At 64.3% G+C, this 13,457-nt stretch carries 12 protein-coding genes; 8 read left to right on the top strand and 4 right to left on the bottom strand.

Annotated elements, in window-relative coordinates:
- The first annotated feature begins 52 nt into the window (after positions 1-52).
- Entirely contained in the window at positions 53-850 is a 798-nt protein-coding gene (locus HDC35_RS07265) for an NUDIX domain-containing protein (protein ID WP_184645115.1), read from the top strand.
- 174 nt (positions 851-1,024) lie between these two features.
- Positions 1,025-1,252 carry a hypothetical protein gene (locus HDC35_RS07260; RefSeq protein ID WP_058802459.1) on the top strand — a complete coding sequence of 76 codons (228 nt, stop codon included), beginning with the start codon at positions 1,025-1,027 and terminating at the stop codon, positions 1,250-1,252.
- A 141-nt stretch (positions 1,253-1,393) separates the two neighbouring features.
- On the opposite strand, the gene HDC35_RS07255 is transcribed toward HDC35_RS07260, so the two are convergent.
- On the bottom strand, positions 1,394-2,260 hold the full coding sequence (locus HDC35_RS07255) for a carbon-nitrogen hydrolase family protein (RefSeq protein ID WP_184645112.1): 867 nt from the start codon (positions 2,258-2,260) through the stop codon (positions 1,394-1,396).
- Between the two features lie 88 nt (positions 2,261-2,348).
- Between HDC35_RS07255 and HDC35_RS07250 the strand changes: the two genes are divergently transcribed.
- On the top strand, positions 2,349-5,309 hold the full coding sequence (locus HDC35_RS07250) for a pitrilysin family protein (RefSeq protein ID WP_184645110.1): 2,961 nt from the start codon (positions 2,349-2,351) through the stop codon (positions 5,307-5,309).
- Positions 5,310-5,312: 3 nt separating this feature from the next.
- On the opposite strand, the gene HDC35_RS07245 is transcribed toward HDC35_RS07250, so the two are convergent.
- Together HDC35_RS07245 and HDC35_RS07240 are read right to left on the bottom strand one after the other, a co-directional pair.
- Positions 5,313-7,091: a cation:proton antiporter gene (locus HDC35_RS07245; protein ID WP_184645108.1), complete on the bottom strand. Its 1,779-nt coding sequence runs from the start codon at positions 7,089-7,091 to the stop codon at positions 5,313-5,315.
- A 63-nt stretch (positions 7,092-7,154) separates the two neighbouring features.
- Positions 7,155-8,369: an NADP-dependent isocitrate dehydrogenase gene (locus tag HDC35_RS07240; RefSeq protein ID WP_184645106.1), complete on the bottom strand. Its 1,215-nt coding sequence runs from the start codon at positions 8,367-8,369 to the stop codon at positions 7,155-7,157.
- A 150-nt stretch (positions 8,370-8,519) separates the two neighbouring features.
- Here HDC35_RS07240 and HDC35_RS07235 point away from each other — a divergent pair, with 150 nt between their 5' ends.
- Together HDC35_RS07235 and HDC35_RS07230 are read left to right on the top strand one after the other, a co-directional pair.
- Positions 8,520-9,254: a phosphatidylserine decarboxylase gene (locus HDC35_RS07235; protein WP_184645104.1), complete on the top strand. Its 735-nt coding sequence runs from the start codon at positions 8,520-8,522 to the stop codon at positions 9,252-9,254.
- Positions 9,255-9,256: 2 nt separating this feature from the next.
- Positions 9,257-10,030 (top strand): phosphatidylcholine/phosphatidylserine synthase, encoded by a 774-nt coding sequence (locus tag HDC35_RS07230; protein ID WP_184645102.1) that lies wholly within the window; start codon positions 9,257-9,259, stop codon positions 10,028-10,030.
- On the opposite strand, the gene HDC35_RS07225 is transcribed toward HDC35_RS07230, so the two are convergent.
- The gene (locus HDC35_RS07225; protein ID WP_260397589.1) at positions 10,014-10,349 is read right to left on the bottom strand and encodes a hypothetical protein; all 336 of its coding nucleotides are present in this window, start codon (positions 10,347-10,349) and stop codon (positions 10,014-10,016) included. The genes HDC35_RS07230 and HDC35_RS07225 overlap by 17 nt on opposite strands.
- A gap of 238 nt (positions 10,350-10,587) precedes the next feature.
- Here HDC35_RS07225 and rpsB point away from each other — a divergent pair, with 238 nt between their 5' ends.
- The 3 genes from rpsB (at position 10,588) to pyrH (ending at position 13,443) form a co-directional block, all read left to right on the top strand.
- A complete protein-coding gene (rpsB, locus tag HDC35_RS07220; RefSeq protein WP_184645100.1) occupies positions 10,588-11,418 on the top strand; it encodes a 30S ribosomal protein S2 in 831 nt (276 codons plus the stop codon).
- A gap of 136 nt (positions 11,419-11,554) precedes the next feature.
- Positions 11,555-12,481, top strand: a complete 927-nt coding sequence (tsf, locus tag HDC35_RS07215; RefSeq protein WP_184645084.1) for a translation elongation factor Ts — start codon at positions 11,555-11,557, stop codon at positions 12,479-12,481.
- A gap of 230 nt (positions 12,482-12,711) precedes the next feature.
- Positions 12,712-13,443, top strand: coding sequence for a UMP kinase (gene pyrH, locus HDC35_RS07210; RefSeq protein ID WP_184645082.1), 732 nt, complete (start codon positions 12,712-12,714; stop codon positions 13,441-13,443).
- Positions 13,444-13,457: the final 14 nt, after the last annotated feature.

The raw sequence follows: 13,457 nt of genomic DNA, 5'->3' as shown, positions 1-13,457 counted from the left end.
CGTCCGGCAATGCCGGGATGACAAGGCTTCGCGGCAGGGTTATCGCCGGCCTATGACACGCGCCGATCCGCCGTCCGCTTCACCTGCCGTTTTGCCCGATGGGGCTGTTCCCGCGGCGACCCTCGTCATCATGCGCCCGTCGGATAGTGGCGGCCCCGATGAAATCCTGATGGTCAAAAGGTCGGCCGCGATGGCCTTCGCCGCGGGGGCCGTCGTTTTTCCAGGGGGGCGCGTCGACCCCGACGATTATCTGGTGGCGCGCCGCCACGCGCCCGATCTCGACGAGGCCGACGGAGCGGCGCGTGTTGCCGCGGTGCGCGAGACGCTGGAGGAAACGGGGCTGGCCGTCGGCTGGCCCGGTCTGAAGGAAGACGATGCCGCCGACATTCGGCGCGCGCTGCTCGCAGGAGAGTTGATGTCCGATCTGCTCGCGGCGCGCGGCGACCGAATCGCTATCGAAACGCTCGTGCCCTTTGCGCGCTGGTGCCCGAATTTCAAGGAAGCGCGGACATTCGACACGCGCTTCTATGCCATCGCGGCGCCCCCCCACAGCCATGAGCTGACGGTGGAAGAAGCCGAACACAGCCATATCTTCTGGGCCAGCGCAAAAGAAACGCTGTCGATGGCCGATCGGGGCGAAGTGTCGGTCATCTTTCCCACCCGCCGCAACCTCGAGCGCCTTGCCCTCAGTGCCGATTTTTCGTCCTTTTCCGAATATTCTTCGCGGTTTCCGGTCGATCTGATCACGCCCTGGATCGAGGAGCGCGACGGCCAGTCGTGGCTCTGCATCCCAGAGCATCTCGGATACCCCGTGACGAGGGAGTCTTTCGACCGCGTTCGGCGGGGTTGAAATGGGTTCGATCGCGCAACTTTTTTGTCTGTTTGCAAATTGCTAAGATTTACGATGTTAGGCAAAACGTCGTTGCAATTGCGAACTGCTGTGCCTAAGAGGGCGATGCAGAAGCAGATCGGGGATTATTCTCCGATGTGATTCGACAAGACTATCCAGTGGACGGAGAATAAGATGAACCTGCTTAAGAAGGCTGCGATCTCCCTCGCAGCGACCTCGATGGTTGTGGCGCCCGTGGCGGCGTCGGCGGCTCCTGCAGCCAGTGCAGTTTCGACTGTTGACGGCCAGAGCGAACTCGAAGGCAGCACCAGCTGGATCATCGCTGTTCTCGCTCTCGCTGCCATCATCGGCGGCATCATCATCGCGTCGGACAACAACGACGACACCCCGACCAGCCCGTAATTTCGGCTGATCGAGACTGATACCAAAGGGCTCCGAGCTACGCTCGGGGCCTTTTGCGCGTCTGGCCCCTTCGCCCCGTCGATGACCATCCTGTGCTTGCATTGACGCAAAGCCCCGGTCCGATGTGCTTCGGGCCTGATCCTAAAGCGCGATATTCCGGACGGCGCGCGATCGGGCCAGCGGGATCGATTGACGGGCACGATCGCGTGGGACCGGATCAACCGGCGCCAGGAGGACATGGTAGCCGCTGTCGCCCGTTACGGCGCCTGCGTCGGCAAGCACGCTGCCCCAGGGATCGACGGCAAGGCTGTGGCCGTAGGTCTGCCGTCCGTCGGCGTGGGTCCCCGCCTGCGCCGCGGCGACGATATGGCATCCGGTCTCGATCGCACGGGCGCGCAGGAGCACATGCCAGTGCGCCTCGCCCGTCGAGACAGTAAAGGCGGCTGGAACGGCGATGATGGTCGCGCCACGCTCGACGAGCGCGCGGAACAATTCTGGAAATCGCAGGTCGTAACAGATGGTGAGGCCGAGCCGCCCTAGCGGCGTTTCGACGACGTCGATCGACGCTCCGCCGGCATAGGCGGCGGATTCCTGCCAGTTCTCGCCCGACGGCAGCGTGACGTCGAACATGTGGATCTTGTCGTAACGGGCACGGATGCTGCCGTCAGCGGCGATGACATGGCTGCGGTTGACCCGCAGTTCGCCGTCGTCCGCCAGCAGCGGTATCGATCCCGAATGGAGCCACAGTCGATGCTTCTGCGCCAGCGTTTGCAGCGCGGCAGGCCAGGGGCTGTCGGCCTCGCGGGTGATGTGCGCGCCCGAGCGCGCGCGGTCGCGGTCGAGCAGCAGGGACATTTCGGGCAGGAACACCATGGCCGCGCCGCCGGCCGCCGCCTCGGCCATCGCACGGTCGATGGTTGTCAGATTGGCGGCGGGATCGATTCCGCTCGTCATCTGCACCAGTGCGGCGAGCGGGGAAGAGGGCGAGGATCCGGCTATGCTGTCCATCGCGTATGGCTAAGCGCCTGTCGCGCCGAGGACAAGCGCCGCGCGACAGTTCAGTGGCCAGCAAGGTTCGAACGCGATAAGATGAGCCATGTTTCATCTCCCCGCATGCGCGTCGTTTCGTCCCGCCCGATCCCTTCTTTTTGCCGGAGCGGCTGCGATTTTCTCGCTCGCGGCCGTTGCGAGCCAGGCGCAGGACAGCGCGCCGCCTGCCGCGCAAAGCGACGCCCGAAATGGCGACTGGCTCTATGCCGGCAGCGACATTCCGCGCGACAAGGCGTGGAAATTCGGCGTGTTGCCGAACGGCGTCCGCTATGCCGTGCGAAACAATGGTGTTCCGCCGGGTCAGGTGTCGATCCGTGTGCGGATGGACGTCGGCTCGATGTTCGAAACCGATCGGGAACGCGGCTATGCGCATCTTCTCGAGCATCTGACCTTTCGCGGCTCGGTCCATATTCCCGACGGCGAAGCGAAGCGCATCTGGCAACGTTTCGGCGTGACGTTCGGCAGCGATTCGAACGCACAGACGACTCCGACGCAGACAGTCTATCAGCTCGACCTGCCCAGCGTTACGCCTGCGAACCTCGACGAGAGCATGAAATTGCTGGCGGGCATGGTGCGCGAACCGCGCATTTCCGAAGCCGCGGTGACTGCCGAACGCGGGGTCGTGATGTCCGAACTGCGCGAATCCGATGGTCCGCAAAAACGTATCGGTGACCGCACGACGGCGCATCTGTTCGCCGGCCAGCTGCTCGGCGATCGTTCGCCGATCGGGACGAATGAATCGCTCGCGGCGGCGCGGGCCGATACGGTGAAGGCATTTCACGATCGCTGGTATCGTCCGGACCGCGCCGTCGTCGTTATCTCGGGCGATGGCGATCCCGCCGAATTCGAGCGGCTCGTGGCGAAATATTATGGCGACTGGAAAGCCGATGGTCCCGCGCCGCAACAGCCGGATTTCGGCAAACCCGACCCCAAGGCGCGGGTGGCGACGGTCATCGTGGAACCCAACCAACCGGTGTCGATCACGCTCGCCATGATCCGTCCATGGAAAAAGCGCGTCGATACGATCGAAAATACCCGGCGGCTCTATCTGGAATATCTGGCGCAGGCGCTCGTCAACCGGCGCCTTGAAAACCGGGCGCGCGAGGGCGGCAGCTACTTGCTCGCGGGTGTTTCGCAGGAATATATCAGCCGCAGCGCCGATGTGACCTCCGCCGTGATCTCGCCGATCGGCGATTGGAAAGTCGCGCTGGCGGACGTTCGCGGCGTCATCGCCGATGCGGTGACGACGGCGCCTTCGCAGGCCGATATCGATCGCGAGGCGAACGAGATCGAAGTCGCACTGCGCAAGGAGCTGGAAAATGCGCGCAACGAACCTGGCGCGCGGCTGGCGGACGATCTGGTCCGGTCGGTGGACATAAACGAGGTCGTATCGACGCCGCAAGGCCAGGTCGACATGTTCGCCGCGATCCGGGCTTCGGCCACGCCGCACGTCATGCTCGAAATCAGCAAGGCGATTTTCAGCGCGCCGGTTTCGCGCATCGTGCTGACGACGCCGACCCCCATCGCGGGCGGCGAGGGGGCTTTGCTCGCGGCGCTGGCCGCACCCGCGAAGGTACGCGATGACCGGTTGGCTGCGCTGACCGCCGACTGGAGCCAGCTTCCGCCGATCGGCAAGCCGGGCACGATCGTGTCGACGAACGCTACGGCGGGCCTGATGGCCGAACGGCTCGAGTTCGCCAATGGTGTCACGGTTTTGATTTCGGATAACCGGATCGAACCGGGAAAGGTTCGCGTCAACGTTCGCTTCGGCACCGGCAATCGCAGCGTCGCGGCGGACGCGCCGAACCTGCTGTGGACCGGCGATTATGCGCTCAATGCCAGCGGCATCGGGCCGTGGGGGCTGCGCGAAATCGAACAGGTCACCAACGGGCGGCAGATCCAGATGAATTTTTCGGTCGAGGACGATGCCTTTGAATTTTCTGCGGAAAGCAAGCCCGCCGACCTGGCCGACCAGATGAAGCTGATTGCCGCGAAGCTCGCCTTTCCCCGGTGGGACGCGACCGCGGTCGAACGGCTCCGCGTCGGCTATCTGACGGGCTATGACCTCAATGACGCGACGCCCAATGCGGTGATCGATCGCAACCTCAAGGGGTGGCTGACGAATAATGACGCGCGCTGGACCGCGCCCGACAGGGCGGAGATCAGCGCCCTGACGCCTGCCGCTTTCCGCGCTTTCTGGGAACCGCGGCTGGCGTCGGGGCCGATCGAGGTGCAGTTGTTCGGCGATCTTTCGTCGGTCGATTACCGGAAGATTTTGTCCGAAACCGTCGGAGCGCTCCCCGCGCGCAAGCCGATTGCGCCGCCGTCGGGGCAGGCGGTCGCCTTTGCGGAGCATAATATCGCCCCCGACGTGGCTTATCACCGGGGCGACAAGGGGCAGGCCGCCGCGATAACCGCGTGGCCGACGGGCGCAGGCACCGCCAATTCGCGCGATGCGCGCGGGATGGAAATATTGGCTGCGATCTTCAACGACCGGCTTTTCGACCGGCTACGGGCCGAACAGGGCGCAAGCTACGGTCCGATCGTCGACAGCCATTGGCCCACCGGATTCGATAATAGCGGAGGCTATCTGCTCGTCGGAAGCCTGCTCGCGCCGAAGGATATCGACCGCTTCTATGCCACGGCACGCGAGATCGCGGCGGACCTTGTCGCGAACCCGGTGGGCGCCGATGAGTTGGCGCGCAATGCCGGTCCGATCTTTGAACAGGTCGCGCGGGCGACGACGGGCAATGCCTATTGGATGCTTCTGCTCGAAGGCGCGACGCGCGATCCGAAGGTGACGCAAGCGGCCCTGTCGATCGGAAAGGACATCAGCGGCGTGACGCCTGCCGATATCCAGCGGCTGGCGCGCCAATATCTGACGCCCGACCGCCAGTGGTCGCTGGCGATCCTGCCTAAAGGCATGACGCTGGCCGATGTGTCGGCGTTGGGAGCGGTCTCCGCAGGTCAGCCATTGGCGCTAACCGCCGCCGCAGGCGGGCGGTAGAATCTAGCCGTCGCTATCCGCAACGGGTTGGCGGGTGCGACGGATGCGCGGTTCCTGATCCAGCTTGCCCTTCGTCATGATGTCGTGCCGCATCTTTGCGCGGACATCGTGGATCGACGCGATGACCGGTCCCATCGCGACGCCAAGGTCGATCAGCACCGCTTCGGCCAGTTGCAACGAGCTTTCGAGCGTTTCGGGCACGGCGTCGCTCGCCCCCGCCTGATAGAGAGCGGCGGCATGATCGGCATCGCGCGCCCGGCTGATGATCGGCAAGTCCGGGTATTTCTGTCGCAACTGGCGCGTCATGCGAAGCTGCTGCACCGGATCATCCATGGTCAGCACGATCGCATCGGCGCTTTCGACTCCCAGCTTGTCGAGGCTGCCCGGACGCGCGACATCGGCAAAGCGGACCGAAAAGCCGTCGCGCCGGGCAAGCGCGACCGTGTCAATGTCGGCATCGACGGCGATATAGGGGCGGCCATGGTCGCGCAACAGTTCGGCAACGGTGTGCCCGACGCGGCCGAACCCGACGATCACGGTCCGCGCGGCGGCGGCTTCGTCCTGAGGCGTGTCGTCGCTCCGCATCTCGATCCGCCGGGCGATATCATGGCCGACCCGCGCAAGCAGCGGGGTAATCGTCAGGCCAATCGCGGTGACGAGCTGCCAGAAGCTGGCGGTTTCGGGGTCGATGAGCCGCGCGCCGAGGGCGGCGGTGAGCACGATCAACGTCGTTTCAGACGGGCTCGACATCAGCAGGCCGACTTCGGCGGCGGTGCCGCGCCGTGCGCCGGAAAAGCGCAGCAGCGCCGCGGTGACGATCGCCTTGATCGCGACGACCCCGACGACCGCGGCGATCAGTTGCGGCCATTGTTCGGCGATCATCTTGAGGTTGAGCCCCATGCCGACGCTGATCAGGAACACCCCGAGCGCGAGGCCTTTGAACGGGGCGGTGATCGCTTCGACCTCCTCGTGATATTCGGTTTCGGCGATCATCAGCCCGGCGAGCAGCGCCCCGACGATCGGCGACAGGCCAATCGCCGCGGTCGCCATCGCGGCAACGATGACGACGAGCAGGCTGGCGGCAAGGAACAGTTCGGGGTCCTTGGCGCGCGCCGCCTGCGCAAAGATGCGCGGCAGCAGCAACCAGCCGGCGACCGCCAGGATCGCAACAACCAACGCGCCCTGCCACAATGTCGTCAGCAGCAATTCGGCATTGTCGCCCGCGACATTGGGCGCGAAGGCGCCGAGGATGAAGATGATCGGGACGATCGCAAGGTCCTCGAACAATAGCATCGAAAAGGAGGCGCGGCCGACCGCCGATTTGGTTCCCGCCATCGGCAGCACGAGAGCGGTCGAGGACAGCGCGAGCGCGATGCCGAGGCCGAAGGCCGCGGGCGTCGACAGGCCGCCGAGCAACCACAGGCCACCGCCGAGGATCGCGCCGCTGAGCAACAGTTCGGCCGCGCCGACCCCGAACACGAGTTTCCGCAATTGCCACAGGCGGCGGAATGACAGTTCGAGTCCGATCGAGAAAAGCAGCAGGATGATCCCGAATTCGGCAAAGAGCGCGATATCCTCGATCGAGGCGATCGTGACATGCTTCAGCCAGGGATAGTCGGTGGCCAGCATCCCGAGCCCCGACGGACCGACAAGCAGCCCGACGAGGATGAAGCCGATTACAGGCGTGATGCGGAACCGCGCGAAGGCCGGAATGACGACGCCCGCCGCGCCGAGAACCACGAGCGCGTTGCCGATAGCGGAGGTTTCTGTTTCGGATACCATAAGGGCCGACCTTATGCAGGCCGGCCCCGATTGGCTAGAGAGCTATCTCAACGAATTTGCTTGTTAAGCGCCCATCTTCTTGTCGAGATTTTCGACGATCGCCTCGAAGAAGCCTTCGGTGGTCAGCCAGTTCTGGTCGGGACCGATCAGCAGCGCGAGATCCTTGGTCATCTTGCCGCTCTCGACCGTCGCGACGCAGACCTTTTCGAGATCGTCGGCAAATTTCACCAGCGCGGCATTGTCGTCGAGCTTGCCGCGGTGCTTGAGGCCGCCGGTCCAGGCAAAGATCGACGCGATCGGGTTGGTCGAGGTCGCCTTACCCTGCTGGTGCATACGGTAATGGCGGGTGACGGTGCCGTGCGCGGCTTCGGATTCGACCGTCTGCCCGTCGGGGGTCATCAGGACGCTCGTCATCAGGCCGAGCGAGCCGAAGCCCTGCGCGACGGTGTCCGACTGGACGTCGCCGTCGTAGTTCTTGCAGGCCCAGACGAACTTGCCGCTCCACTTGAGCGCCGAGGCGACCATATCGTCGATCAGGCGGTGTTCGTAGACGATACCAAGCGCGTCGAACTGCGCCTTGAATTCAGCCTGGAATACTTCTTCGAAAATATCCTTGAAGCGCCCGTCATAGGCTTTGAGGATCGTGTTCTTGGTCGACAGATACACCGGCCATTCGCGGGCGAGGCCGTAGTTCAGGCTGGCGCGCGCGAAATCGCGGATCGAATCGTCGAGATTGTACATGCCCATCGCGACGCCGGCCGAGGGGAACTGGAACACTTCCTCGTCGATCAGCGTGCCGTCCTCTCCCTCGAACACCAGACGCAGCTTGCCGGGACCGGGGATACGGAAGTCGGTCGCCTTATACTGGTCGCCGAAGGCGTGGCGGCCGACGACGATCGGGTCGGTCCAGCCGGGGACGAGGCGCGGGACATTCTTCATCACGATCGGTTCGCGGAACACGACGCCGCCCAGGATGTTGCGGATCGTGCCGTTCGGCGACTTCCACATCTTTTTCAGGCCGAATTCCTCTACGCGCGCCTCGTCGGGGGTGATCGTTGCGCATTTGACGCCGACGCCATATTTCTTGATCGCGTTTGCAGCCTCGACGGTGATCTTGTCGTCGGTGCGGTCGCGTTCCTCGATACCGAGGTCGTAATAATGAAGATCGACATCAAGGTAGGGGAGGATCAGCCGTTCGCGGATCCATTGCCAGATGATCCGGGTCATTTCGTCGCCGTCGAGTTCGACGACTGGGTTGGCTACCTTGATCTTGCCCATGCTTTCAGCCTTTTCCTTGGGGAGTCGGAGTTGCAGCGGGCCTTAGGCAAAGCGGGACGATTGATCAACCGCCCCGTCGTTCCGGTGCAGGCAACGATCGCGCAGCCTTATCCATTGTCAGTATAGGAGCGGCACCCTAGAAGGCTGGTCATGTCCAATATCATATCATCGAACCGGCCTGGCGGCGGCATCAAATGGCAATGGCCCTCGGTTCATCCCGAAGGGCGCAAGTTCCTGTTGATCGCGGCAATCGTGACGCTCTGCTTCTGGCTGCTCGGCTGGGAAATTCTCGGCTGGCTCATGCTCGGCCTGACCATCTGGGTCGGCGCCTTCTTTCGCGACCCAGCGCGCGTGACGCCGCTCGGCAGCGAGCTGGTTATCGCCCCCGCCGATGGCTTGATCACCCAGATTGCCGAGGTTCCGCCGCCCCCCGAGATCGCGGGTGCCGACGGGCTGGGTGCCGCCCCGATGCTGCGCGTGTCGATTTTCATGAGCGTGTTCGACGTCCATATCAACCGGACGCCGATCGCCGGGGTGCTGCGCAAGCTCGTCTATATCCCGGGCAAGTTCGTGAACGCCGACCTCGACAAGGCAAGCGAGGAAAATGAACGCCAGCATTTCGTCGTCGAACGCCCCGACGGCGTGCGCATCGGTTTCACGCAGATCGCAGGTCTCGTGGCGCGGCGTATCATGCCCTTCGTGACCATGGGCAACGAACTCACCCCCGGCCAGCGCGTCGGTCTCATTCGGTTCGGCAGCCGGGTCGACGTCTATCTGCCCGCCGGCACGGCGCCGCAGGTGCTGCTCGGCCAGCGGACGCTGGCGGGTGAGACGGTGATCGCGCGGATCGGTACGGCCGAGATGATCGAAGGCATCGGACAGTAAGGATGGCGGATCAGGGCCCGGTTCCACGCGACGCCGAGCATCGTCGCATTGGCGGCATTCCGCTGCGCGCCTTTGCGCCCAATGCAATCACGTTGCTGGCGCTGTGTTCGGGGTTGACCGGCGTTCGTTTCGCGATCGATGGCGAGTGGGCGGCCGCGATCACGATGATCATCGTTGCGGGCGTGCTCGACGGGATGGACGGGCGGATCGCGCGCCTGCTGCGTGCGCAAAGCAAATTCGGTGCCGAGCTGGATTCTCTCTCCGACGTCATCGCCTTTGGCGTGGCGCCGGCGATGATTCTGTTCTTCTGGTCGCTCGACGAAGCGCCGAAATTCGGGTGGACCGCCGCGCTCGCGCTCGCCGTGTGCTGCGCGCTTCGCCTCGCGCGCTTCAATTCGCGCATGGATGCCGAATTTCAGCCGCACAAGTCGGCGGGATTCAACACGGGTATTCCCGCACCGGCGGGCGCAGGCATGTCGTTCGTGCCCCTATATCTGTGGCTGACGACGGGCAACGACCTGTTTCGCGAATGGTATGTCGTGATGCCGTGGGCGCTGGGCATCGCGATGCTGATGATCTCGGCTATTCCTACCTATAGCTGGGCGTCGATCCGGCTACGCCGGTCGTGGCGCCTGTTCGCCCTCGCGGGGGTCGGCCTTTTCGGCGCTGCGCTCGTCACCGCACCGTGGCTAACGCTGCTTGCGGTCTGCGCACTCTATGCCGCAACCTTGCCCTTTGGGCTAGCAAGCTATGCAAAGGTCAGGCGGCGCGGCTAAGCGCCGGTTGCAGGGGGAGGGAGGCACGAACCCGGAGGGGTGCGTCGCGGCGCGCCGGGGCGTGGCGAAGCGTCAGTTTCCGTGGTGCGGGATCGGGTTGCGACGCGGCGCCGACGGGGAAGGCCCCTTCGCCGAGCAGCGCCGAAAGAATCGCATTTTCGTTATGCTTGAGCATGGCCAGGATCACCGTGACACCGATCCCGGCGGCGAGGGCAAAGAGGAGGGCGGCAGCGACCTGAACCATGATCTTGTCCTTTCGGCCTTCTTGTGCGAAAGCTTTTGTTAACCAGCGACGGTTTCTATGGTCTTTTTGTTCCATGTTCCCGTTTTGTTCTCAAGTCATTTGCGACGAACCGAGTCGCTTTGTCGCCGAATTGAGGCACGCTCGTCGCGGGCGTCGATAGCAAAGACGGGCCGCAAACCCCTTGCTTTTGACGCCAAGGCCCGCTAACGGCCCGCCCATTCCACATGGAAGGCGCACATAACCGGTGCCGGGATCGTCCGCTTGCGGACCCCGGTTCTTGCTTTCCAGAGGACCAACCGGAAGGAGAAAGACTATGGCGGCACCTGTCGTCACGATGCAGAATCTTATCGAGGCTGGCGCCCACTTCGGCCACCAGACCCACCGCTGGAACCCGCGCATGAAGCCGTATATCTTCGGTGCGCGCAACGGCATTCACATCCTCGACCTGTCGCAGACCGTGCCGCTCTTCGCGCGCGCGCTCGACTTCATCGCCTCGACCTCGGCCGCGGGCGGCAAGGTGCTGTTCGTCGGCACCAAGCGCCAGGCGCAGGGGCCGATCGCCGACGCGGCCCGCGCGTCGGGCCAGCATTTCGTCAACCACCGCTGGCTGGGCGGCATGCTCACCAACTGGAAAACGATCTCGAACTCGATCAAGCGCCTCAAGATGCTTGAGGAACAGCTTTCGGGCGACACCTCGGGTCTCACCAAGAAGGAAGTGCTCAACAAGACGCGCGAACGCGACAAGCTGGAACTCAGCCTGGGCGGCATCCGCGACATGGGCGGCATTCCCGACGTGATGTTCGTGATCGACGCGAACAAGGAAGAACTGGCGATCAAGGAAGCCAACGTCCTTGGTATCCCCGTCGTCGCGATCCTCGATTCGAACGTCTCGCCCGACGGCATCGCTTTTCCGGTTCCGGCGAACGATGACGCGGCGCGCGCCATCCGCCTCTATTGTGATGCGGTCGCCCAGGCGGCGACCCGTGGCGGCCAGCAGGCCCGTGCGAACCGCGGCGAAGATCTGGGCGCCGCTGTCGAGCCGACCGCCGAACCGGTGCTCGAGGAAGCTGCCGCTCCGGTGACCGAGGACGAACAGGTCCCGGCCGAAGCTGCCGCCGAAACCGAACGTCAGAGCGACGCATAAGCGTCCTTTAGCATGATGGGACGGTGCGGCGACAAACCCGCGCCGTCCCGGTCATCACTTTGACTTATCACGCCGCCATGCGCGCGGCGGACAGCGGGCCCAACGCGAGCCTGCTGCTTTTGGAAAGGAACATCGCATGGCTGAAATCACGGCCGCTCTCGTCAAGGAACTGCGCGACCGCACGGGCGCAGGCATGATGGACTGCAAGAAAGCGCTCGCCGAAAACAACGGCGATATCGAAGCGTCGATCGACTGGCTTCGCACCAAGGGCCTCGCCGCCGCCGCCAAGAAGGCCGGCCGCGTCGCCGCCGAAGGCCTGGTCGGCGTCGCCACCGACGGTGGCCGCGGCGCCGTCGTCGAAGTGAACAGCGAGACCGACTTCGTCGGCAAGAACGAGCAGTTCCAGGAATTCGTTCGGGACGTAACGCAGGTCGCGCTCGCCGGCAGCATCACCGATATCGAAGCGCTGGGCGCCGCCGGCTATCCGGGCGGGGGCACTGTCGCCGAAAAGCTGACCAGCAACATCGCGACGATCGGTGAGAACCAGTCGCTGCGCCGCGCTGCGATCCTGTCGGTCGCCTCGGGCGTTGTGACCGGCTATGTCCACAATGCCGTCGCCCCCGGCATGGGCAAGATCGGCGTGCTCGTTGCGCTCGAATCGACCGCCGGCGCCGACGTTCTCGAACCGCTCGGAAAGCAGCTCGCGATGCACGTCGCCGCCGCCAACCCGCTGGCGCTGAACGGCGACGATCTGGATGCCGACCTCGTCGCGCGCGAACGCGCGATTGCCGAGGAAAAGGCGGCCCAGTCGGGCAAGCCCGCCGAAATCGTTTCAAAGATGGTCGACGGCGCGATCGCCAAGTATCGCAAGGAAAATGCGTTGCTGTCGCAATTGTTCGTGATGGACGGCAAGACCCCGGTCGCCGAAGTCGTGGCCGCCGCCGGCAAGGATGTCGGTGCGACGATCACGCTGAAGAGCTTCGTCCGTTTCCAGCTCGGCGAAGGCATCGAGAAGGAAGAAAGCGACTTCGCGGCGGAAGTCGCGGCGGCCGCCGGCGTCTGATTGCCAATTCCTCCCTGTGGCGAAGCCATGGGGAGGTGGCAGCGGCGTAGCCGCTGACGGAGGGGCGATGGCCAGCGTCGCTGTGCCCCTCCACCACCGCTTCGCGGCGGTCCCCCTCCCCACGGCTTTGCCGCAGGGAGGATGGCGCGGCAGTCCGCTTGGCAATGGCGTGCGCCTTCACTAGGGTGCGCGCCATTCGTTTATGTAGTTCCCCAGCGAGGTTTCCCAGCATGGCATTGCCCGACATGAAACGCATCCTGCTGAAATTGTCCGGCGAGGCGCTGATGGGGTCGGGCGCCTTTGGCATCGACCCCGAAACGGTCGCGAGCATGGCGGCGGAGGTCAAGGAAGCGAAGGATCGCGGGCTTGAAATCTGCCTGGTCATCGGCGGCGGCAATATTTTTCGCGGCATGGCGGGCGCGGCCAAGGGCATGGACCGCGCGCAGGCCGATTATATGGGAATGCTCGCGACGGTGATGAACGCGCTGGCGATGCAGAACGCGCTCGAGCAGCTTGGCGTCCAGACGCGCGTCCAGTCGGCGATCGAGATGGACAAGGTGTGCGAGCCGGTGATCCGCCGCCGCGCCGAACGCCACCTCGAAAAAGGCCGCGTCGTGATCTTCGCCGCCGGCGTCGGCGCCCCCTATTTCACCACCGACAGCGGCGCCGCGTTGCGCGCCGCCGAAATGACATGCGACGCATTGCTCAAGGGCACCAGCGTCGACGGCGTCTATAATGCCGATCCGAAGCAGGATCCCAATGCGGTTCGTTACGACACGCTGGGCTATGACCGCGTGCTCGCCGACAATTTGAAAGTGATGGATGCGAGCGCGGTGGCGCTTTGCCGCGACAATCATATCCCGATCGTGGTGTTCAACATTCGCGAACCCGGCAATCTGGCGCGCGTCCTGGCGGGCGAGGGCGTTTCGACCGTCGTCAGCGACGCCGCCGGCAACGCATAAGAGAGGAAATACAG

The sequence above is a fragment of the Sphingopyxis sp. JAI128 genome (assembly GCF_014207235.1).
Lineage (GTDB): Bacteria > Pseudomonadota > Alphaproteobacteria > Sphingomonadales > Sphingomonadaceae > Sphingopyxis.
Note: the sequence above shows the minus strand (reverse complement) of the source record. Positions and strands in the feature narration are given on the sequence as shown.